At 43.2% G+C, this 23923-nt stretch carries 19 protein-coding genes; 10 read left to right on the top strand and 9 right to left on the bottom strand.

Annotated elements, in window-relative coordinates:
• Window positions 1-50: 50 nt before the first annotated feature.
• From J8Z28_RS04105 to J8Z28_RS04095, 3 genes are all read right to left on the bottom strand, one after another.
• Window positions 51-1733 (bottom strand): carbon starvation CstA family protein, encoded by a 1683-nt coding sequence (locus J8Z28_RS04105; protein ID WP_054552592.1) that lies wholly within the window; start codon window positions 1731-1733, stop codon window positions 51-53.
• 106 nt (window positions 1734-1839) lie between these two features.
• Window positions 1840-2892: a DNA polymerase IV gene (dinB, locus tag J8Z28_RS04100; RefSeq protein ID WP_250659959.1), complete on the bottom strand. Its 1053-nt coding sequence runs from the start codon at window positions 2890-2892 to the stop codon at window positions 1840-1842.
• Between the two features lie 61 nt (window positions 2893-2953).
• Window positions 2954-3160 (bottom strand): hypothetical protein, encoded by a 207-nt coding sequence (locus tag J8Z28_RS04095; protein WP_055022001.1) that lies wholly within the window; start codon window positions 3158-3160, stop codon window positions 2954-2956.
• Between the two features lie 153 nt (window positions 3161-3313).
• Here J8Z28_RS04095 and J8Z28_RS04090 point away from each other — a divergent pair, with 153 nt between their 5' ends.
• From J8Z28_RS04090 to J8Z28_RS04080, 3 genes are all read left to right on the top strand, one after another.
• Complete coding sequence (locus tag J8Z28_RS04090) at window positions 3314-3742, top strand: acyl-CoA thioesterase (RefSeq protein ID WP_054562679.1); 429 nt, start codon at window positions 3314-3316, stop codon at window positions 3740-3742.
• A 12-nt stretch (window positions 3743-3754) separates the two neighbouring features.
• Window positions 3755-4807, top strand: a complete 1053-nt coding sequence (locus tag J8Z28_RS04085; RefSeq protein WP_250659958.1) for an aldo/keto reductase — start codon at window positions 3755-3757, stop codon at window positions 4805-4807.
• Between the two features lie 136 nt (window positions 4808-4943).
• Window positions 4944-5870 carry a hypothetical protein gene (locus J8Z28_RS04080; RefSeq protein WP_054562681.1) on the top strand — a complete coding sequence of 309 codons (927 nt, stop codon included), beginning with the start codon at window positions 4944-4946 and terminating at the stop codon, window positions 5868-5870.
• Here the strand turns inward: J8Z28_RS04080 and J8Z28_RS04075 are convergent.
• A complete protein-coding gene (locus J8Z28_RS04075; RefSeq protein ID WP_055197733.1) occupies window positions 5821-6432 on the bottom strand; it encodes a fumarylacetoacetate hydrolase family protein in 612 nt (203 codons plus the stop codon). The genes J8Z28_RS04080 and J8Z28_RS04075 overlap by 50 nt on opposite strands.
• A 302-nt stretch (window positions 6433-6734) precedes the next feature.
• Here J8Z28_RS04075 and J8Z28_RS04070 point away from each other — a divergent pair, with 302 nt between their 5' ends.
• The 4 genes from J8Z28_RS04070 to J8Z28_RS04055 all read left to right on the top strand — a co-directional run bounded on the left by J8Z28_RS04070 (window position 6735) and on the right by J8Z28_RS04055 (window position 13072).
• A complete protein-coding gene (locus J8Z28_RS04070) occupies window positions 6735-9683 on the top strand; it encodes a TonB-dependent receptor (RefSeq protein WP_250659957.1) in 2949 nt (982 codons plus the stop codon).
• A 91-nt stretch (window positions 9684-9774) separates the two neighbouring features.
• Window positions 9775-11316, top strand: coding sequence for a tryptophan halogenase family protein (locus J8Z28_RS04065; RefSeq protein WP_250659956.1), 1542 nt, complete (start codon window positions 9775-9777; stop codon window positions 11314-11316).
• Window positions 11317-11336: 20 nt separating this feature from the next.
• Window positions 11337-12062, top strand: coding sequence for a SapC family protein (locus J8Z28_RS04060; RefSeq protein ID WP_250659955.1), 726 nt, complete (start codon window positions 11337-11339; stop codon window positions 12060-12062).
• Entirely contained in the window at window positions 12062-13072 is a 1011-nt protein-coding gene (locus J8Z28_RS04055) for a cupin-like domain-containing protein (RefSeq protein ID WP_250659954.1), read from the top strand. Before J8Z28_RS04060 ends, J8Z28_RS04055 begins: the two co-directional genes overlap by 1 nt.
• Before the next feature lie 94 nt (window positions 13073-13166).
• Here the strand turns inward: J8Z28_RS04055 and J8Z28_RS04050 are convergent, their stop codons facing one another.
• The 4 genes from J8Z28_RS04050 to J8Z28_RS04035 are packed head-to-tail and all read right to left on the bottom strand — an operon-like array spanning window position 13167 to window position 17988.
• Complete coding sequence (locus J8Z28_RS04050) at window positions 13167-13802, bottom strand: glycoside hydrolase family 16 protein (protein ID WP_284693437.1); 636 nt, start codon at window positions 13800-13802, stop codon at window positions 13167-13169.
• A 12-nt stretch (window positions 13803-13814) separates the two neighbouring features.
• The gene (locus J8Z28_RS04045) at window positions 13815-14204 is read right to left on the bottom strand and encodes a glycoside hydrolase family 16 protein (RefSeq protein WP_250659952.1); all 390 of its coding nucleotides are present in this window, start codon (window positions 14202-14204) and stop codon (window positions 13815-13817) included.
• The gene (locus tag J8Z28_RS04040; protein WP_432212420.1) at window positions 14195-16672 is read right to left on the bottom strand and encodes a glycoside hydrolase family 3 protein; all 2478 of its coding nucleotides are present in this window, start codon (window positions 16670-16672) and stop codon (window positions 14195-14197) included. The genes J8Z28_RS04045 and J8Z28_RS04040 overlap by 10 nt, the downstream gene beginning before the upstream one ends.
• 47 nt (window positions 16673-16719) lie before the next feature.
• A complete protein-coding gene (locus J8Z28_RS04035; protein WP_054562688.1) occupies window positions 16720-17988 on the bottom strand; it encodes a sugar MFS transporter in 1269 nt (422 codons plus the stop codon).
• Between the two features lie 232 nt (window positions 17989-18220).
• Between J8Z28_RS04035 and J8Z28_RS04030 the strand changes: the two genes are divergently transcribed.
• The 3 genes from J8Z28_RS04030 to J8Z28_RS04020 are packed head-to-tail and all read left to right on the top strand — an operon-like array spanning window position 18221 to window position 21949.
• Window positions 18221-19549 (top strand): GH1 family beta-glucosidase, encoded by a 1329-nt coding sequence (locus tag J8Z28_RS04030; RefSeq protein WP_250659950.1) that lies wholly within the window; start codon window positions 18221-18223, stop codon window positions 19547-19549.
• A 24-nt stretch (window positions 19550-19573) separates the two neighbouring features.
• Window positions 19574-20905, top strand: a complete 1332-nt coding sequence (locus J8Z28_RS04025; RefSeq protein WP_250659949.1) for a glycoside-pentoside-hexuronide (GPH):cation symporter — start codon at window positions 19574-19576, stop codon at window positions 20903-20905.
• Window positions 20906-20926: 21 nt separating this feature from the next.
• Window positions 20927-21949 (top strand): LacI family DNA-binding transcriptional regulator, encoded by a 1023-nt coding sequence (locus tag J8Z28_RS04020; RefSeq protein ID WP_250659948.1) that lies wholly within the window; start codon window positions 20927-20929, stop codon window positions 21947-21949.
• Here the strand turns inward: J8Z28_RS04020 and J8Z28_RS04015 are convergent.
• A complete protein-coding gene (locus J8Z28_RS04015; protein ID WP_250659947.1) occupies window positions 21912-23879 on the bottom strand; it encodes a response regulator in 1968 nt (655 codons plus the stop codon). The two genes, J8Z28_RS04020 and J8Z28_RS04015, sit on opposite strands and share 38 nt — an antisense overlap.
• Window positions 23880-23923: the final 44 nt, after the last annotated feature.

Below are 23923 nucleotides of genomic sequence, written 5' to 3'. Positions count from 1 at the left end.
GCTATTGCCAGCCAAGTAAGACAGCTTACGATATGGCTGGCAAGCTAAGTTTACTGCTCTGTAATGTGTGCTGAGTCTTTACGATGCTTAACAATTACAGACCAAGCTTCAAGCATAACCAGTACGCTCACAACCAGTACTAACAAATCAAGTGTCACCAGTAACCAGTTACCTTGTTGATAGTACTCGCCCAGTTTAATAACCCCAGCAAAGAACGCCATAACTAATACAAAACTCATTGGTATAAGCGTGTATTTAGCTGGGCGATTCGCTTTAATTAGCATTACCGAGATAACCAGTAGGGTTAAGCTGGCTAAGATTTGGTTAGTCGAACCGAATAATGGCCAAATGATCATACCGCCGCTACCGTCAGCGCCACCAGCACCAAAAGCAAGCAGTAAACAGCTAAGTACTGCAATGAGTGTAGCTACAATACCATTACGAATGATGCTGATATTATAAATATCACCCCACTCTTGAATGATATAACGCTGCAGGCGCACGCCAGAGTCCATGGTAGTCCCCGCAAACAAGACCACCATTACGGCAAGTAAGGTTGATGCCACCTCTTGCGAGATACCCCAGCCACTTTCAATTAAGTTTGCGCCACCATTAATAAAGGCACTCACACTACCGGCGCCTAAGTGACTGTAAATTTCGTGCCATTCTTCAGGTGATACTGCAAGTGCAACACCACTTACTGCAACTAGTGTAATAAGCGCAAGCATACCTTCACCTACCGCACCTAAGTAACCCACAAAGCGACCATCAGTTTCTTTGTTCAACTGCTTAGAGCTGGTACCTGAAGACACAATACCGTGGAAACCCGATACCGCACCACAGGCTATGGTCACAAATAGCAATGGAATAATACTTGGTGTATCTACCGCCGTTTGCGTATTAAACGCAGGCGCTGTGATATCTGGCATTGACACAAACACCGCACCGTAAAGAAGCACTAAGCCAACCAATAACTGCATACCATTGATGAAGTCGCGTGGCTGTAACAGCATCCATACTGGCAATAATGAAGCAATGGCTGCATAGATAAATAAGATGATGATCCAGTTCGCATTCGCACTTAGACCAAACATTTCATCAGGTAATGAAATTGGCATACCACTACCAAGGTAAATGGTGTAATAAAGAATTCCCACACCAACTAAACAAAGCGGAATTAACGACACTTTACGGCGTAGTAACTGGCCAATAACTAAGGCCACAACAATCGCTGACCAAGCAGGGAATACCGCGTTAGGTTGCGATACAAATGATTTGGCAATCACCACACCAAATACCGCATTCACCATCAATAGTACTAAGAACACCACAATCATAAATAATGCACGGGTACGTTTACCAATTACGCTTTCAGACAAAGCGCCCATTGATTTGCCTTTGTTACGCGCACTGGCCCATAGAGCGCCCATGTCGTGAACACCAGCAAAAAAGATAGTACCAAATACCACCCACAGTACCGCAGGCACCCAGCCCCAATATACGGCAATGGCAGGGCCAACAATTGGCGCAGCACCTGCAACAGAGGTGAAATGGTGGCCCCATAACACAACTTTGTTAGTTGGCACATAATCCACACCATCCTCAAGTTCATGAGCGGGTGTGACAAAATTATCATCCATTTTAAATATTTTTTCGGCGATGAATTTCGAATAAAAGAACCATCCGAACAACATACCGACTATTCCGAGCAGCACGATTACGACCGATTGCATAGTCATCTCTCTTATTAAGTTATAATGTTGTCTAAGGTGTTGAACTAGGCAGGCCTAGCACCCCAACTAGACACTAACAAACTTTCAAGCACCAAGGTGTTAACCTTTAGTCTAATATACTTAGCTGAAAATGCTCGTGAGCCTGACTCTTTATTCCGACACCTATTCCTAACAGGCGCACTGGCTGGTTGTTACCTCGCTCATAAGCTTTACTCATTAACTCAGTAAAAATGCGTTCGTCTAATTGATGGTGGCTTTGATCGGCACTGGTCACGACAAAATTGGCAAACTTGACCTTCACAGATAACTTATTGATGCGGTTGTTTAATTGCTGTTTATCAAGACGGCGAGTTAATTCATCCATCAAGCGGGGTAACTGGCTTAAACACTCATCTAAATTATTTTTGTTGTATTCATAGGTGTGCTCAACACTGAGCGACTTTCGTACTCGCTCAGTTGACACTTTGCCAACGTACTCGCCTGCACACTTTTGATATAAAGACACGCCAAAATTACCAATATGCTGCTGCATCCAATTTACCCCTTTCGCGCGCACATCAGCCCCTGTGTAAAGCCCTTTAAGTTGCAGCTTTTCTAATGTCACCTTGCCAACGCCAGGGATTTTGCCAAGCGGTAAACTCGCCAAAAAGTCATCAACTTGCTCGGGCAATACCACAAACTGACCATTAGGCTTGTTTTCATCGCTGGCAATTTTGGCAATAAACTTAATTGGCGCGACGCCTGCTGAGGCTGTTAGTCCGGTGGTGTCATAGATTTCTTGGCGGATTTGCTCCGCCATCAGTGTTGCACTGCCTTTGCACGCAGTACTGTCGGTTACATCAAGGTAGGCTTCATCTAACGATAACGGCTCAATAAGGTCGGTGTACTTTGCAAAAATGGCGCGAATTTGCGTGGAGATTTCTTTATAAACCTGCATTCGTCCGGGCACGATAACCAGATCGGGGCACAGTTGTTTGGCGTGATAGTTCGACATCGCCGAGCGCACACCATATTTACGGGCAATATAATTAGCAGTTGAAAGCACCCCGCGACGACTATTACCACCTATAGCCAGTGGCACATTGGCAAGCGCGGGGTTATCACGCATCTCAACGGCTGCATAAAAGCAGTCCATATCGATGTGAATGAATTTTTTCATCAGGAATACAACAACTGTTTATATATACAGTTATTATATTTAAACTTCCTGAGAGTGCAAGCTAAGAGGTTTGGCTTGTTTGTTGGTTTGGTTTTTTACGGCTAATAAGCCGTGAACCAAATAACCAAAACGCGGCTTCGAATAACAAGCCCACGACAATTAAAGCGATAAATCCTGACATTGTGCCCATGCTATAACAGAGCAAAGCTAGAGCTAGCAAGATGAAAAGTGCAATCCACTTTATCACCCTCAAGGTTAGTTGCTGCATAATTAAGGTCCTTTAATGTGTGTTCATTTTGCTCACACTTTACGTAAGCGTGAACTTATAAATCTAGCACAATCTACTGAGTTTTCTAATTTCCTTGAGCTAAAAGCAGCATATTGCTAACCTAAGTTTTCTCACAATCAACGAAGATTTACTATGCAATCGTTTATAGAACAACACCCTATCAGAACAAAAATTAATGTTGCATGGGGTGAAATGGATGCCCTGCAGCACGTCAATAATGTGGTGTATTTTCGCTACTTTGAAACAGCCCGTATCGATTTCTTTACTCAACTGGGTTTCCTTAAAGATTTACAAGTAACAGGTGTTGGTCCGGTGATCAGCGAAAACAATGCCCGCTATAAACGCCCTGTAACATTTCCTGATACTGTGCATGTTGGTGTAAAGATTAGTGACATTGAACAAGATCGTTTTATGATGCATTACACTGTATTTAGTGAAAGCCAGGACGCAGTAACAACCATTGGCTCATCACAAGTGGTTATGTTTAATTTTAAAACGGGTAAAAAAGCTCAGTTAAATGATGAGTTATTAACTGCACTTAGAGCCCATTCTAGCGATTAACAAGGATCTATTATGCTTTATAGCCCACTTGGTCGAAGTGGTATTGAAGTATCTCGTGTCAGCTTAGGTAGCATGACATGGGGTATGCAAAACAACCAAGCCGATGCCGATGAACAAATCGCCTATGCATTAGATAAAGGCGTTAACTTTATTGATACTGCCGAAATGTATGCCGTTCCCCCTTCTCCAGACACCTACGGTAAGACAGAAGAGATCATCGGTAATTGGTTAGCGCGTAATAAAGACAAACGCGATGATCTTGTCATTGCCACTAAAATTGCGGGTAACGGCTTACCTTGGGTACGCGATGCAGGCGATATTACTCGCCAAGCAGTGGTTGAAGCCGTTGATGCATCTCTTAAGCGCTTACAAACTGAGGTTATCGATTTATACCAATTACATTGGCCTAACCGTACATCACCGCACTTTGGTAAACAGTGGCCAGGTAAAGTGTGCTTCTCTGAGGCTGACACTGAGCAAAATATTGCTGGCATGTTAGATATTCTTGAAGGTCTGAATGACTGTATCAAGGCTGGTAAAATTAAGCACTGTGGTTTATCAGACGATACTCCTTGGGGCATCAGCCAGTACTTGCGTTTAAGTGAACAGCATAACCTTCCGCGTATGGTATCGATTCAAAACGAATTTAGTCTACTGCACGCCAAAGATTGGCCGTATTTGATTGAACAATGTATTCATGAAGATATTGCTTACCTACCTTGGTCACCGCTAGGTGGCGGCATGTTAAGCGGTAAGTACTTAAATGGTGCTCGCCCTGAAGGTAGCCGTTGGACGCTAGTGCAACGTAATGGCCTATTTAGAGACACAGCACAATCACGGGCTGCGATTGCTGAATATGTTGAAATTGCTAACGCCTTTAATTTAACACCTTCACAACTTGCATTGGCTTGGTGTGATCAAGTGGATGGAGTAAGCTCAACAATTATTGGGGCAACATCAATGGCGCAGTTAAAAGAAAATATCGATGCTTTCTCAGTGCAATTAAGCGATGAAGCCAACGATAAAATCGCTGACGTATTTACCCGCTATCCTATGCCTTTCTAGTTAATCTTCGAAAGTATAAGTGAGTCTACCCTCAGTAGGCTCACTAACACTAATTCATCATTTTTCCGTTCCACCTACAAGTTTACCCATACTTTGGTGTATAGTTATTCATAACATTTCACTATGTAGGTTGTTAATGAGTAAATACATAAAACAAGTATTATGTGTGGTTGCAGGGATGTTGCTAGCCCCAATTACTCATGCCTCCGACCAGCTCTCTATTACCTGGCTTGAAAATGATGGTAAGCCATTCTTTATCGAGAAAAGTAGCACCACCTCTCATGGTGGGCTATGCAATGAAATTACCGATATGTTGATTGAAGCATTACCTGACATTAACCACAGCAAAGTGATGTTGCCGCAAAAACGTGGCAGTAAATATCTCGATGACGGACATATGGCATGCTATGCATGTATGATCCATCGTGATAAAAAAACCAACCGTGCTACTTACTCAATCCCAACCACAGTGTACCCCCCGTTTAGCGTATTAAGTACCGAAGAAAAAACACTAAAAATTAAGCAAAAACACGGTAATCCTGTATCACTGATTTCTTTATTCACAGATGCCAACTTTATTTATGGTCAAAACGATGCACGTAAATTTGGCAGTAAATTGGATAAGATAGCGAAAAATACCAAGCTTTACGAAAGTGCAGCACTAAGTGGTAATGGCAGTAGTCCAAATTTTGCTTTGCTATCACAGCTAGAGCATGGCTACATTGATTACACCATTGATTACCCATTTGTAGCTGATTATTACAACCAACAACACCAAAAGAATATTCAAAAGCTTACTATTGTTAACCCAGCCCAGAATGTGGTTTTTGGTGCCATAGGCTGCTCGACAAGCGCACCTAATAATTATGCCGAAAAAGTGCTAGCAGAAATTAATGAAGCACTGAAAAACAAGGTATTACCAAGTGAGAGATACCAGCAAAGCCAACGAGTTTGGCTCAAACAAAGCTTTCCTGAGTTTTCATCGTATTATCAGCGCTACATTTTAGACCCGCTTAAAGAGCCTGCCATTGATGAGATATCAACTGCTGCTGACCATCCATAAGTGTTACAGCAAAGGTTGAATTAGCGACAACCTTCCCTACTCCTTCAGGCGTGCCAGTCATAATGATGTCGCCATCTTCTAGGTCCATAAATTCACTGATTTCAGCTAAGATTTGCTCTGCGTTATGCAGCATTAACTTTGTATCGCCTAGTTGAGTGTCTTTACCATCAATCTTTAGACTAAATTGATAGTGTAAGTTGGAATTAACGACAACAAACTCAGTAAAAAGCGCAGAACCATTAAATGCTTTTGCGCGCTCCCAAGGTAGGCCTTTTTCTTTAAGCGTGCTTTGTAGGCCTCGCTTGGTTAAATCAAGCCCAAGCCCGACCGCAGCCAGTTGCTTATTTTTAACTAAAAAACAAAGCTCAGTTTCGAAGTGGAGTGCCTCACCTAAGTGTTCACTATTGAGGGAATCGGTGATAGCACTATTTGGTTTTGCAAACAGCACCATACTTGTAGGCGTTTCGTTGTTAAGCTCTGCAATATGCGCTGCATAATTACGGCCAACACAAATGATTTTGCTTGGGGTAAACAGACCTTCATTCCATTTCACTGATTGCACGAAAATACCTCTTGCTTTAACAAATGTAAAAAACTCTCATTTTCTAATTTTAGCTGAAAGACGTTGCTTTTGTACCTAAAAAACAGAAAGTTTTTGATGAAATATTTCCCATAATAACATAAACATAGATATTACCTCTGATCTTGAAACGTTATTTATGTTGACGATTGTTTTACTTTCTAATAACTTAATGTAAGCGGTTACATTTATAAAATCGGGTTCGGCGATTTTTTTTGAAAGAAAATGTAAGCGCTTACAAAAATAGACAACAACATAAAATAAAACCAAATCTGGAGATTTGCATGAACCACACACTTTTCAAGAAAAAGCAGCTTGCTATTAGCCTGTCTATGGCAATGGGTCTAAGCGCGCTAATTCCTCACTCAGCTGTCGCCGAAGAACAGCCCGACAAAGCAAGTGATATTGAAGTAATACAAGTATCAGGTATTCGCGGAAGCCTAGTAAAATCAATGGATATCAAACGTCAATCTGCGGGTGTTGTAGATGCAATTACCTCTGAAGACATTGGTAAATTCCCTGATACCAACCTAGCTGAATCTTTACAACGTATTACCGGTGTGTCTATTGACCGTAGTAATGGTGAAGGTAGCAAAATTACGGTTCGTGGTTTTGGTCCTGAATTTAACTTAGTAACCCTTAACAATCGCCAAATGCCAACAACTGGCGGTCGTTCATTTGATTTTGGCGACATCGCAACAGAAAGTGTAAGCGGTGTTGAAGTATATAAAACAGCGCGTTCTGATATCCCTAGCGGTGGTATTGGTGCAACAGTTAATATCACCACAGCTAAACCTCTTTCTAACCCTGGTTTACACGCTTCGATTGGTGCAAAAGCAGTTCACGACACATCAAACGAAACAGGTGATGATGTAACGCCTGAGTTATCAGGTATCTACAGCAATACATTCAACGATGACAAATTCGGTATTTTAATTTCAGGCTCAGTTCAAGAGCGTGACAACCGCGAACAATCAATGGCGGTTGATAACTGGATCCCAAATGTTGATATTTCATCGTCTCCTGATTTAGCACTGACAGATAACAACCAACGCGCTGATGGCGCAACCTGGTATCCGCAAAATGCTGGTTATGCGTTTTCAGACAATTCACGTAAACGTACCAATGGTCAACTTGTGCTGCAATACGCACCGAATGACCGCATTACTGCAACCGTTGATTACACTTACTCAAAGCTAGAGTTTGAAAAAGATGGCCGTAGCTTTGGTGTGTGGTTCAACAATGGTGGTAACGTTAGCGCAGCAACTATCAATGAAAACGGTACTTACACGCAAGTAACTGAAATTGGTGGTGACTACTCAACAAACTTAAATCGCGGTGCAACAACTAACGAAAATAAATCACTTGGTTTAAACATTGATTGGCAGGTAACAGACAATTTAAACATCGAGTTTGATGCTCACAACTCATCAGCTGAAAGTGCCGGTGTGGGTATCGGCCATGATGCGTTTATGATTATTGGTAACACATCATGTTCATGGTGTGAGAACCCAACAGTTAATATCGACGAAAAAATGGCTGACTTCAGCAAAGGCGAAATTCCGCTTATCGATATGACATTAACCAATGGCCAAGCAGAAATTTTACCGAGCGACATGGGGACCCTTTTCGCCGGTGTAAACAAAGACACTAACACCAACGATCTTGACCAATACCAGCTAAAAGGTACGTGGTATAACGAAGACAGCGGCGCCCTATCAAGCATTAACTTTGGCGTATCACACACAAAAATTGATTTCCGTACAACAACAGCCTACTCAGGTCAGCTTGCTGCTGGTTGGTGGTTAAACTCTGCGGATTGGTACGATGACAGCATGTTCACTCGTGTCGATAGCTCAGGTTTACTTGATGGCTTCTCTGGTGGTGGTAGTGATAAGCTATTGAATTACTACTACGATGCTGATTTTGATGACATTGTCGCGATTGCCGAAAGTATTGACTGTGATCACCCAGATGGCGGTATTGGCCCATGTAGCTGGCCTGCTGATGTAAACGGCATGGTGCAAGCGGGTCCAATCGATGACGATCACCGTGTAAGCGAAGAAACAACTGCGGTATACGCACAAGCTAACTTCGAAACAGAATTTAACGGTATGCCAGTGAACATCACTGCGGGTTTACGTTACGAATCAACCGATGTTACAGCAAACAGCTTAGAGCGTCCTGCTGTTGCAATGGAGTGGGTTAACGGTAACGAATGGTCTTACATTTACGCTGATGAACGTTCATTCTCAAACGGTGAAGGTAGCAGCAAAGAGTTTTTACCTAGCATCGATATGAACATCGAAGTAGTTGAAGACGTTATTGCACGTTTCTCTTACAGCCGCAGCCTTGCTCGTCCTCCTGTTGGCGCGCTTCGCTCAACAACGTCATTCTTAGGTAACCCGAAAGTGGGTCAACGTAAAGTGGCTGTGGGTAACCCGAACTTAAAACCTTATACTTCAGATAATATCGACCTGTCACTTGAATACTACTACGGTGAAGGCAGCTATGTGTCTGCTGGTTACTACCGTAAGCAAGTTGATAACTTCCTTGTAAATATCACAACCGAAGAAACGATTGACGGTATTACAGACCCATTTATTGGTGATCGTGCAGAGCAAGCGCGTGAAGATTTAGCAGCAGCGGGTGAGCAACCATCTGACCAAGCTATTCACGATAAGATCAACGAAAACCAAGGCACAGAAGAAGGCACGCCTATCGTTGGTAACGATACAGATCCACTGGCAAGCTTCTTCGTATCGCGTGATAACAACGTTGAAACAGCAAACCTATGGGGCTGGGAACTAGCAGCGCAACATATGTTTGGTGAAACAGGCTTTGGTATTGCCGCTAACGCGACATTCGTATTTGGTGATGTTGAAGCAGACCGAGATGCTATCGGCTATCAATTTGCCCTACCGGGTTTAAGTGATTCAGCTAACTTCTCTGCGATTTATGATTTAAATGGTTTATCGGCTCGTATTTCTTATAACTGGCGTGATGAGTTCTTAACTGGCTTTGACCAACATGCTTCACCTATCTTTACTGAGTCTTATGGCCAGTGGGATATCAACGTGAACTATTCTGTTAATGAGAACCTAACGGTGTTTGTTGAAGGTCTAAACCTGACTGATGAAACGCAACGTACTTACGTTCGTTACTCTGAGCAGCTGTTACGTGCAAACCAATACGGTGCGCGCTACAACATCGGCTTCCGCTACTCGTTCTAGCATTTTGTTGTCAAAAAAAGCCGCTCAACAGCGGCTTTTTTTTTCGTATTTATGCTAGTTTGTCTACATAGCATTTGAGATGGCCTTAAACATGCAAAAGAATGAAGTAAAAAAAGTCGTCATTTTAGGTGGTGGAACTGCAGGTTGGTTGTCTGCAGGTTTAATTGCTGCCCAGCCCCATTTAACTCACAACGCACAGATCACCCTGATTGAGTCTCCCGATATTGCCACCATTGGTGTCGGTGAAGGTACTTGGCCAACCATGCGACAAACCTTAAAAACCATCGGCATTAGCGAAAGTGAATTTATTCAACGCTGTGATGCATCTTTTAAACAAGGCTCACGCTTTGATGGCTGGTGCGACGATGAAGGCGACGCACATTATTACCACCCGTTCAGCTTACCGGTGGCATATCAGCAATTAAATATTGCACCTTACTGGTTTGCCAGCAAAGATGCCGTGAGTTTCAGCCACGCAGTGGCAAGCCAAACCTACTTATGCGATCACCATAAAGCACCGAAAAACCACTTGCATAGCGCCTATCAAGGTGAAGCAAACTATGGCTATCATTTAGATGCCGGTAAGTTTGCCATGCTGCTACAACAGCACTGCACGACCAATCTAAACGTTGAGCATATCGTCAGTCATGTTGAAAGTATCAATAGTGATGAAAATGGCTATATTAGTTCATTGCAAACCCGCGATCATGGCACTATTGCGGGTGATTTATTTATTGATTGCTCTGGCACCCACGCAAAGCTGTTACATCAACATTACGGGATAGAGCTAATTGAGCAACACGATGTGTTATTTAACGATCGAGCCGTTGCCGTACAGGTGCCCTATTTAAACCCGCAGCAAGAGATCCTTTCTTATACCAAAGCCACTGCGCAAGATGCCGGTTGGATTTGGGATATCGGCTTACAAAGCCGCCGTGGTCTAGGTATGGTGTACTCAAGTCGTTTTGCCAGCAGCGAAGATGCGAAACAAGCGCTTAGCCACTACATTGCAAAAACCCAGCCCGGCACCGCGCAAAATGAACTGACATTTCGTGAAATCAGTTTTACGCCCGGCTATAGACGCCGTTTTTGGTATAAAAACTGTTTAGCTATTGGTATGTCTGCAGGCTTTATTGAACCACTTGAAGCCTCAGCGTTAGTCATGGTGGAGCTTGGCCTGAATAACTTACTTGCTAATTTCCCAACACATCGTGCTGCAATGCCGACACTGGCAAAGCGGTTTGATGAGCAGTGCCATTATCGCTGGCAACGTATCATTGAATTTTTAAAGCTGCATTATGTGTTGTCAAAGCGCACTAGCCCCTATTGGCAAGCCCATAAAGAGGCAAACTCAATCCCTCTGCAACTTCAAGAAAACTTAGCACTTTGGCAATATCAAAGTCCGTGGTTAAACGACTTTGACCGCGCTCAAGAAGTCTTCTCTGCAGCCAGTTATCAGTATGTACTTTATGGAATGAAGCAATTGCCACAATTTCCTGTACTTGCAATGCCAGCGGCAATTACTGAGCATTTTAGTGCTAACCAACAACAAGCCAAACGCGGATTACAACAACTACCCACTAACCGCGAGCTTTTAAATCATATTCAGCAATTTGGTATACAACCTATTTAATCTCAGTATTAGGAGGCCCAATGGCCAATCATGTCTTACTTGATAACATCAGCCATAAAGACCTAAAAGTGATCACCACACGCGGTGCTAACTGGGGCGACAATATTAGCTGCGCTACCGTATTTCCAAGTGAGTTTGCTAAAGTTCAAGCAAATCAACCTATCGTATTTCGTAAGCACCCGCAAACAGGTCAATTCGAAGCCCTCGCTTTATTTGGTTTTGAAAATGGCGAGAACTTGCTGCTAAACGAGCAAGGCGAATTGCAACTGAGTTACTTACCGCTAAGTATGCAGCGCCAGCCATTTTTAATTGGCCAACAAACCCAGTATAACAATGGTATTCCTGATCAATCTCTGGTGGTACATATTGATTTAGACAGCCCACGCATAAGCACACATGATGGCGAAGCAATCTTCCTTGAACATGGTGGAAATAGCGAATACTTAAATCATATTGCTCAAGTACTTAACGCGTTACATCAAGAACACCAAACGATTAATCAGTTTTTTGAGCGTTTGCTTAGCGTTAATCTACTCGAAGCTTTTAGTCTTGAATATGCAGATAAAAATGGCGAAAAAGTCACAGTGAGCGGCTTTTATACTATTAACCAACAGGTACTCAATGGCTTAACCGCTGAACAACTTAAGCAGTTACAACAGCAAGGTGACCTACAAGCTGTTTATATGGTGCTGGCATCAATGGAGCACATTCCTCATTTGCTTAATAAAAAATGGGCTCAACAGTAATGTTTGCGGCTGCACCAATAAAAGAATGCCAGGCTTCAAGCATTACTGATCTAAAAGCGTTTTTAGCTGAGCTAACTGAGCCACTGGTCATCAGAGATCTCTGCGCTAATTGGCCCCAAGTCATTGCCGCTAAACAAGGTTCTAAAAACGCCTTAGACTATCTTTTAGGGCTTGCTAATACCGCCCCAGTACGCAGTTTTAGCAGCCAAGCAATTCATCAGGGACGCTATTTTTATAACGCTGATTTCTCGGGGCTTAATTTTTCACAGCACGCCGATAACCTACTTTCTGTGCTGCAAAAATTAGCACTAACACTCACACAAACCGACAGTGATTCACTGTATATGGGCTCTACTGCTGTGGAGTATTGCGCTCCGAGCTTTAGTGTTGAAAACCCATTAACAGTGACCGACTATAACTGCCTAACCAGCCTCTGGGTGGGAAATCATAGTCAGATTGCGGCTCACTATGACAACGCCGATAACCTAGCTTGTGTTGCTGCAGGTGAGCGTACGTTTACTCTATTGCCAACTGATCAGGTCAATAATCTTTACGTTGGTCCACTCGAATTTACACCCGCTGGGCAAGCGGTTAGCTTGGTTGATTTTAATAACCCCGATTTCAGCCGCTTTCCACGCTTTAAAGAGGCTATAGCAAAGACGCAATCGGCAACTCTTGGCCCTGGCGATGCTATTTATATTCCAGCGCTTTGGTGGCATCAGGTTAGCGCAACCAGTCCGTTTAATGTGTTGGTGAACTATTGGTGGCGACAGGCCCCAGAGTATTTAGCAAACCCATTTGATGCCATGCTGCACAGTATGCTGGCAATTAAAGACTTGCCAAACGAGCATAAACAGAAATGGCAGCAACTCTTTAATCATTATGTGTTTGCTGATGATGTGGATTTAGCAAGCCACGTTGCTGAGCCTGCGCAAGGGATATTAGCGGATATCGACGAACTAACAGCCAGAAGAATAAGACAGCTATTACTACAAAAGCTCAACCGATAGAATGAACCAAAAGCCAGCGGATGCAACGAGTTCGGCGAAGCATCTGCAGGCTCTTGGTTCATAATTCACTTATAGCAATCCGCTTAATTAAGTACTATTGCGGATTGGTCTTACCCTTTATTTGTACTGCTGATGGCTGTGTTGTTGCACAGCCGATTCCTGTTTCACTATTTTTACTACATTGAAAAACACGTACGTAATCCACCAGCATTTGCTTAGGATAACCCGCAAAATCAACGCCTTTATCATTCACATTTGCTGGCCAGTTTCCGCCTACAGCAAAGTTAAGAAGTAAATGAAAACGCTGATCAAACGGAGCAAAGCCGGTATTTTCTATAAACGAGCCGTCTTGTTGTTGTGATGTTGAATACCACTGGTCGTGGCGAAATGTCGCATAGTGAACATCATCAACATACCAACGAATTTCATCTTGCTGCCATTCAAGGGCATAAACATGAAAGTTATCAGCCGGGTTATTAGCTTCGCTGAAACGGTACGGCGTACCGCTGTAAACATTTTTGGGTGAAGGACCACCGTAATGCAAGGTGCCGTGTACGCGCGTTTCAAGGCTGCCAGCTGGCGCTGTTTTGTCATCAGTGAGAGTCTTTAAATTAACTGCTTCCATGATGTCTATTTCGCCTGATGATGCCCAGCGACCATAACGCCAATCAGTCGGTAACATCCAAATTGCTGGCCACGCACCTTGCCCTGCTGGTAATTTAGCGCGAATTTCAAAACGCCCTTATCGCCAATCAGCTAAGTTTTTAGTGCGTAAACGTGCAGAAGTGAACGGCTGAGTCGCTTGTTTTTCTCGCTCAGCATCGCTACTCACTTCATCGCTATTATGCAATGGCCCAGTGTATTGCTCTTGGCGAGCAACAATATGCAATATGCCATCTTTAACAAAACTGTTTTCGCTACGCGCGGTATAGCATTGCAGCTCATCATTACCGCCACCTCGACAATTTACTTCGTGTTGCCACTTAGTTAGGTCGAGATCATTTTGCGAAAATTCGTCTTGCCAAACTAACTGCCAGCCTTCTCCTAGGCTGGCTTTGACAGGCGCTGGGGTTTGCTGACAGGCACTAAGCGCACCTGTTAGCAAAATAACAGCAGACGATTTTACTGACATGAGACTGTTGCGTCCTCTGTGTGCCCGCTCGTTACTGATAGTTTAGAAATTGATACTTGCCATGCACCTTCAGTGGCTAATTGCCAAGGCGAGAATACTTGCCCAAGCTGCACACCTTGCTCTGCAAAGCAGCTCAAATCCACGGTTAGCGTTTGCCAATCATTTGCTGCTTTAAGCTGTTTGCTAATATCAAATTGGCCGTCACAGTTTTCACCACATTGCATACCCAGCATTAGCGGCGCATCAGCAGCTTGGTCTACCTTAATTTGCATTTGCAGTTGACCCGCTTTTTCAACGTATGAACGTAAATCCGATGGGAACGCCGCCATTAAACGAACCGCAGCCGCTTCTTTACCATTAAAGCTGATTGCTCGCGCATCTTCTTGTACGTCTTTATCAAAGGTTTTTACGCTAACAGCGTTAAGCGCTGCACGGCTACTAGTCATGGCTTGTTGCTCAGAACCACTTTGTAGTTGCAGTGACCACGGTGCTTTTACGGCACGTTCAAATAATATTAAGTCTTCTAATTTAGCCGCGACTTGTGATTTTTCGCTAAGGTTATCCGCTAATGTGTTTTTATCTTGGTAAGTTAAACCAAAGCCATAAGGCAATAGTGGCGAGTAATCTTTATCACCACGGTTTTGGTTACCTACAGGGTTATTTGGCCATGAGAACGATAACTTACCTTTAAAGTCATGATTGATAGAACCATCTTGCTTTTTAAAAATAACATCGCTGATTGCATCACCTTCACTGCCTGGTAACCAAGTTGCGACAAACGCATCACTGGCATTCAGCTCTGCATTCACCCACATTGGGCGACCACTAATAAATAGTGACACCACAGGAATATCAGCATCTTTTAGCTTTTTAAGCAGGGCTAAATCAGTTTTATTACCGCGTTGGTATTCAAGGTTATCTAAATCACCATTACCTTCTGCATAAGGCTGCTCACCGAACACCACAATCGCTACATCTGGCTTAATTTCAAATTCGCCATTCACATTGTATTGAACCTGACCACCGGCTTGCTCAACGGTATTTTTGATACCATCAAAAATTGAAGAGCCACCAGGGAAGTCGCTATTTTCGTTGCCTGTACCCTGCCAAGTGATTGTCCAACCACCTGACTGCATACCAATGTTATCAGCACCTTGACCGGCAACTAATACGTTTGAATTTGCTGATAGCGGTAACAACTGTTGTTTATTTTTCAGAAGAACCAGTGATTCACGGACTGCCTGTTTTGCAACTGCGCGATGTTCTGCACTACCAATGATCTCCGTTTTACCTGACAGCGGACGCTTAGCGGGGCTTGGCTTATCAAACAAACCTGCGCGCATTTTTACACGTAAGATACGTGTTACTGCATCATTGATGCGGCTTTGCGCAATTTCGCCACTTTTAACTTGTTTGATAAGATTTTCATAAAGAGGTTTCCATGCATCTGTTGGCACCATGTACACATCAAGACCGGCATTTGCTGCTTGTGCGCAGTTGCCATTAGTACAACCCGGAATTTGACCATGGCCGTTCCAGTCACCAACAACAAAACCATCAAAGCCCATTTTGCCTTTTAGTACGTCGGTAAGAAGATATTTGCTGCCATGAATTTTTTCACCGTTCCAGCTGTTAAATGACGCCATTACAGTTTGTGCTCCAGCACCTAAGCCGCCTACATAACCTTGCGCATGAATATCAAATAACTCTTGCTCAGATGCTGTGTTATTACCTTGGTCATCACCGCCTTCTGTGCCGCCATCACCTAAAAAGTGCTTAACGGTACTTATCACGCGCTTATCTGATAAAAAGTCGTCATCAACTGCACCTTGCAATCCTTTAACAATGGCTGCCGAATATGCTTTCACAATTTCAGGATCTTCAGAATAACCTTCATAAGTACGGCCCCAACGGTCGTCACGAACAACCGCAACCGTAGGCGCGAATACCCAATCGATGCCTGTTACCATCACTTCTTGCGCAGTAGCGGCGGCAATTTTTTCGATTAACTCAGGGTTGTTTGTTGCACCTAAACCAATGTTATGAGGGAATAGTGTCGCACCAATAACATTATTGTGACCATGCACGGCATCGGTGCCCCACATAGTCGGAATTGAGCTACCATCGAGCGAGTCATCAATTGAGGCTTGATACATTTTTTCAGCAAGATCAATCCAATCTGCAGCACTGGCATGTTTATCATTATTTGGGAATGCGCCACCGCCATTGAGGTAAGAACCAAAGCCGTATTTACGCATATCTTCAACAGTAATATCGCGGATTTCTGGCTGGATCATTTGCGCAATCTTTTGCTCAAGGGTCATATTTGCCAGCATGTTTGCAATTTTTGCTTCCATCTCTGGATTTGCAGCAATACCCGTTTCAATGTTTGGCCAAATTTCTTGCTCAGCGTTCACGTTGGTCACCTTATCTTGCCCAGTGCAAGCTGTCATGCTGGCGCCTGCCATCATTAACGAGAAGAGTGTGAATGTTTTTTTCAATTTCATTTTTACACCTATGAAGATTGCTGAGTCTGAGTCGATACTTTTGAGCCAACCAGCGCAAAGTAAGTAATATATAAATAACAGGCGATAGGTAAGAATAACGCCATTTGTACGCCAATAGAATCGGCTAACACACCTTGTAGTAATGGAATAATTGCGCCACCTACAATCGCTAAACATAAAATACCAGAACCTTTTGATGTGTACTTACCAAGGCCGTGTAAAGCAAGGCTGAAAATAGTTGGGAACATAATCGAGTTACATAAACCCACAAGCAGAATTGCCCACATAGCCAGGCTGCCCTCTCCAGTCATAGCAATCACAACCAGTAAAACAGCCAATAAGCCATGACATGCTAACACCTTACCTGCATTAAATTTTTGCATTACCACTGCGCCAATAAAACGACCAACCATGGCTCCTGCAAAATAGTAACTAATATAATGAGCGGCTTCGTTTTCTGGTAAACCCGCAATGTTATCTAGGGTCAAAAAGCCGACTAAAAAGCTACCAATTGCCACCTCTGCGCCTACATACACAAAAATACCAACAGCACCTAGAATTAGGTGGCGATAGCGCCAAACACTGCCTAAATCAACAAAGTCTTCTAAATCTTGGTGTGCGGCTTCGCTATCACTTTCTTTACCTAATTTTGGCAATTTTAAAAACGCAAAGATAACGGCAAGCACAAGTAAGGTTAACGACAACATTAAATAAGGGAGTTTCACTTCCTCTGCTGTAGCTTGGCTAATTTCAGATAGAATTAACCAACCACCAAAAATTGGCGCGACTGTTGTTCCTAAAGAATTAAAAGCCTGCGTCATAGTCAAACGCGAAGACGCTGTTTTTTGTGGACCAAGAACACTTACATAAGGGTTAGCAGATACTTGCAAAATCGTGATACCCGAGGCAAGTACAAACAAAGCCAGTAAAAATAACTCATACACATGAGCAACAGCAGCTGGGTAAAACAGCGCGCAACCAATGGCTGCAACCACTAAGCCAACCACAATACCAAATTGGTAGCCAATACGACTGACCAACTTACCAGCGGGGATCGACATCACAAAATACGCACCAAAGAAGCAAAATTGAATGAGCATAGCCTGCGTATAGTTAAGTGAAAACATACCTTTTAAATAAGGGATTAAAATGTCATTCAGACAGGTGATGAATCCCCACATAAAAAATAATGTGGTCAATGATGCCAGCGCAAAGTGCTGCTTAGGCATATCTGCTTGGCTTGCAGCAGCCGACACAGGGGTTGAAACATGAGCCATAATTTTTCTTCTCTAGTTAATTATATTTATCAGTTTGTTACAGCAACGTTTGGTACTTAATCACTAACAACAAATAGCGAAATATGTTGCAACATTAAATGTAAGCGCTTACATTTATAACATATAAATCATATTTAGCAATTTATTTGCAGAAAAATTGTAAGCGCTTACAGTTGAGCCTAAGCTCTAATTAGCCAAGCCTTACACTTAACCCGAAGGACGAGTATCAACTGTGTATAAATCAATTTCACTGTTACCAGATTCATCTTTACTCAAGCCCGAGTTCACGTTCGGTGTGGCAACAGCCTCATTCCAGATTGAAGGGGCACGCGATAAGCGCCTCGATTGCATCTGGGATACATTTTGCGAAAAGCCTGGCACCATTGCAGATAACAGCCATGGCGATGTAGCTTGTGATCATGTTGCACGCTGGCAACAAGATATCGAGATGATTGCAGATTTGGCTGTCGATGCTTACCGCTTATCTATTTCGTGGCCGAGAGTCATGCAGCAAGATGGCTCGGTTAACGAGCAAGGTATGGCATTTTACGCTCAGCTATTATCGGCGTTAAAAGCACGTAATATTAAGACCTACGTCACCTTATATCACTGGGATTTACCTCAATACCTTGAAGATAATGGCGGTTGGTTAAACCGCGATACGGCCTATAAATTCAAAGAATATACCGAGCTTGTTACTCAACATTTAGGCCATTTGGTTGATTCATTCGCCACCTTGAACGAACCATTTTGTAGTGCTTATTTAGGTTATGAGGTGGGTGTACATGCACCTGGCATAAAATCACAACAAGCTGGCCGACAAGCAGCGCACCACTTATTACTTGCCCACGGCCTTGCTATGCAAGTATTACGTAAAAACTGCCCTGACACAGAAGCGGGTATCGTATTAAACTTCAGTCCAACTTATCCTTTAACCGCCGATGATAAAAAAGCCGCTGAGCTTGCTGATCAATACCATAATCAATGGTATATCAAAGCGGTTTTAGAAGGTGCTTACCCATCGTTACTGGATGATTTAGCAGATGAAGTTAAACCAATTATAATTGCTGGCGATATGGCGATTATTAGTCAAGCTGTCGACTTTATTGGCGTTAACTATTATACCCGCATACACTACAAAAATACCGCTGATGGCTGGTTTGAAGAAGCAAACCTTACGGATGTTCGCGTCACCGATATGGGCTGGGAAGTTTACCCACAAGGTTTAACTGAGCTTTTGGTATCACTTCATCAGCAATATGATTTACCAAAAATGTATATTACCGAAAATGGCGCAGCCATGGCCGATACGTTAGAAAATGGTGAAGTGAACGATATAGAACGAGTAGATTATTATCACACTCACTTAAATGCGGTATGTGATGCAATTCGCCAAGGCGTCGATATTCAAGGCTACTTTGCGTGGAGCTTCATGGACAACTTTGAATGGGCGTATGGCTACGAAAAGCGCTTTGGGTTAGTTTATATTGACTATCAAAGCCAACAACGCATTTTAAAAGAAAGCGCAAAACAATATCGCGCGCTGCTCAAACAGCGATAAAAATAACTACAATCGAGAACACACATGCTGACAAAAAGAGAAAAAATAGCCTACGGATTAGGCGATACAGCAAGTAATATCATCTTTCAAACGGTGATGTTATTTTTAACTTTTTTCTATACTGATATTTTTGGTATTTCACCCGCGATTGTTGGCACCTTGTTTTTGGTGGTGAGAATCGTTGATGCAATTACCGACCCATTAATGGGAGCTTTAACTGATTCAACCCGCACTAAGTGGGGAAGCTATCGCCCCTATTTGCTTTGGCTTGCTATACCATTTGGGGTGATCAGCATGATCACCTTCACCACACCAGACCTACCAGAGTCAGGCAAAGTCATTTACGCCTTTGTCACTTACACTTTGCTGATGCTAGTTTACACCGCGATTAATATTCCTTACTCAGCGTTAGGTGGGGTATTAAGTGGCGACCCGAAAGAGCGAGTATCCATTCAATCTTATCGATTTGTGTTTGGTATGCTGGGCGGCTTAATTGTCAGTGCCTGTACTTTACCTTTGGTAAACTGGCTTGGCAAAGGTGATAACGCTACGGGCTACCAACTCACGATGGCCCTGATGAGCGGCTTAGGTGTGATCTTATTCTTAATTTGTTTTCGCTTTACCAAAGAGCGCGTAGCGGCGCATAACAGCTCATCGTTGAGCTGGAAAACCCGCATGAACACGCTATGGCAAAATGGCCCATTTAAAGTGTTGTGCTTTGCTGCATTTATGCTGTTAACCAGTATGGTACTGCGCACTACCCTTGCCATTTACTATGTAAAATATGTACTTGGTGAAGCCGAGCTAGTCACCTACTTTGTTACCATCGGCATGATAGGTAATATTTTGGGCTGTGCCTGTGCAAACCCACTCAGCAAACGTGTTGATAAGAAAACCGCCTATATTCGTTTACAATATATCTCTGCAGCTATTAGTTGCGTGGCATTTTGGTTGCCGGGCGAACAGCTGATACTTGCCTTTGCGGTGTATTTTTTATGGTGTTTCTTCACGCAAATGGCAACCCCGCTACTGTGGGCAAAAATGGCCGACACCATAGATTACGGGCAATGGAAAACCGGTGAAAGGCTAACAGGCCTAGTCTACGCAAGCGTGGTCTTTTTTATTAAGCTTGGTCTTGCCCTTGGCGGTGCCATTGCAGGTTGGTTACTGGCATTTTATGGCTATGAAGCTAATACCGAACTCAGTGAACACACGCTTTCAGGTATCTTAATTTCGTTTACCCTTTACCCAGCAATAGGTAGTATGCTTGTCGCTTTCATAATGAAAAGGTATATTCTGGATAACCAAACGGTTGAGCAGATCAGTGCCGATTTATCGTCAAAGCAGCATCCATAATTTTGTTTAAAAAGGAATAACATGGCCACCATTTACGAGGTGTCGAAACTTGCAGGTGTTTCTCTTGCAACCGTTTCACGAGTAATGAACAACAATGCAAATGTCAGTGATGCAACACGTAAAAAAGTCACTGCCGCAATGGATGAACTTGGCTATCGACCTAACTCAATTGCTCAGTCATTGGCATCAAATTGCTCGAACAGTGTTGGCCTACTGGTCTCTGAATTACAGGGTCCGTTTTACGGGCCTATGATGAGCGGCATTGAAAATACCTTTCGTAACCAAGGCAAACATCTGATTATTGCTGCGGGTCACAGTGATGAAGAACGCGAAAAACAAGGGATTGAATTTTTAATTAGCCGTAACTGCGATGGCCTTATTTTGCATGTTGAAGCGGTCAGCGACGACTACCTTATAAAACTCAGTAAAGGTCGGACGCCGTTTGTTTTGATCAACCGCTATATCAGCGAACTCAGTGACCGCTGTATTTTGCTTAACAACATTAAAGGTGGCTATTTAGCGGCGAAGCATGTGTTAGAGCAAGGTCATAAAAATATTGCCTACATCAGCGGGCCGCTTTGGAAACAAGATGCCAAAGACCGTCTAGAAGGACATAAACAGGCCCTTGCTGAGTTTGATCTTGAACTTGATGAAAACCTATTATTCCAAGGTGACTTCATGGAAGCGAGTGGTTACGAAGGTTTAAAAGCACTTCATCAACAAACGCATCCATTCACAGCGCTCATCTGTGCCAATGATGAAATGGCTGTAGGCGCCATGGCTAGCGCGCGGGATTTAGGGTTAACTTTACCTAAGCAATTGTCGATTATGGGTTACGATAACGTATTTTTCACCCGTCACGTTTACCCACAATTGAGCACCGTTAATTACCCAATAGATGAGATGGGTCGCATGGCAGCAGATTGGGTGTTAAATCATGTTTATCAAAAACAAACCCCACCACTACAAACGCTATTTGAACCAGAGCTGATAGTTAGACATTCAATTAGCCGCCAATCAGCTCAGATAACAAGCCAAGGTTAATCGGCTTTAATAACACTTGTTCAATCTCAAGTTGTTCAATTTTTTCTGGCTCTGGCTCTGCGCCACTAACAATGACTAGATTTAAGTCAGGGTGGCGCTGCTTTATCTCATGGGCTAAATCAAGCCCTTCACCATCCGGCAAATGCATATCGAGTAACACTTTAGCAAAGTTTTGATCGTCACTCAGGGTCGCAAGACATGCAGCACAACTTGGCGCTATAACAGTTTCAACACCTAAGCTTTCAAGCAATAACTGAGTGATTTGCGCCGCATCACTGTCGTCCTCAACCAATAAATAGCGTGTACTCTGTAATGTCACTTCAGGACTGTCGTCTTGCTCAACTACTGGTTCTGTATTGCCTTCGCAAATGTAATGATTGAGCACTTGGTAAAGCAACCCAGAATCAACCGGTTTTGCAATCATATCGTTAAAACCAAGCGCGCTTAACTCAGTTTTCACCCCTTTCATGGTGGCAGCTGTAAGCGCGATGATTGGTCCTTGATAACCCATTTTACGAAGCTCTATAGTGGCCTCTTTGCCGCCCATAACCGGCATATGCAAATCAATAAATACAATATCAAAAGGCTTACCCGCTTGCTCTGCATTAGCTACTTTTTCAATTGCTTGTTTACCGTGTTCTGCATACTCTACTTCTGCGCCGGTGCTGGTGATCATATGGCCAACGAGATTACGTAAATCTTTTAGGTCGTCAACCACTAATACTCGCCCAGTGGTTTTTAACGTTGCTAGTTTTTGCTGGCAATCGGGGTTTGAATCAAAGCGCAGCACTTGGCGTTCAATATCTCGAATATTGCCAGGGTAAATCGAAAGAGTAAATTCAGAGCCCACCCCTTGCGTTGATTCAAGTTCAATAGAACCTTGCATACGACTAAGTAACTCTGAACAAATAGCAAGGCCCAATCCTGCTCCACCGACATCTCGTGATTCTACATCGGCAATTTGTTCAAATGGTTTAAAAATCAGTGCTTGTTTTTCAGCTGGAATACCAAGGCCTGTGTCTTTAATACTAAAAAACAGCATTTCTCGTTCATTAACCCAAGCAGTCCAAGCTCGCACTGTGATCTCGCCTTGGTTGGTAAACTTGATTGCGTTGTTGATGATGTTAATGAGGATTTGGCGTAACCGTGTAGCGTCTGTGTTTATAACTAAAGGCAGAGCTTGCTGCGACTCAAACTTAAGAGTTAAGCCTTTATCAAGCGCAGAAACGCGCATTAAGGTATAGACGTCAGCCATTAGGCTATCTAAGTTAACATCACTGCAATTGAGCTCCAGTTTATCGGCAGCAATCTTTGATAGGTCGAGCACATCATTTAGTAAACTCAGTAAGTGTTTACCATTTCGGTAGATCACACCCAACTCATTTTGAGCATGCTGATTTTTATCACTTTGCATGAGTAACTCAGTGTAACCCAAGATAGAAGACAGAGGTGTACGTAACTCATGACTCAAATGGGCCAAAAAGCGGTCTTTAGATCGGTTTTCAGCTTCTGCTTTTAAGCGTTCAACACGCTCATCTTCAACATCTCGGCGAGCTAAAGCGTAGCGTATAGCACGGGCAAAGCGGCTAGAGTTCATCTCGCTTTTAACCAGATAATCAACCGCACCGGCATCGAGCGCTGCAGAATCGAGAGCTTCATCTGATTGCCCGGTAAGCATGATAATCGGGCCGCGAAAGCCATTTGCCACAGCCCGTTTTAGTACTTCGAGGCCATCTGATGCGCCTAAGCGATAATCTAACAAACAAATATCATGTTTGTTTTCGCTAAGCTCACTAATGGCCTCTTCAGGGCAACTTAACCACTCAACATCGAATGTATGGGAACCTAATTGGTCTAGGTAGTCGCAAGTAAGAATATAATCGTCTTCGTCGTCTTCTACTAAGAGTAATCGGGTTACCTTGTCTAACATTCTTATTCCTTATTCCAATTAGCTTAATTAAGTATTTATGCGAA

It is taken from the genome of Pseudoalteromonas sp. SCSIO 43088 (assembly GCF_023650795.1).
GTDB classification, from domain to species: domain Bacteria; phylum Pseudomonadota; class Gammaproteobacteria; order Enterobacterales; family Alteromonadaceae; genus Pseudoalteromonas; species Pseudoalteromonas shioyasakiensis.
This window is presented reverse-complemented; position numbering and strand designations above follow the sequence as displayed.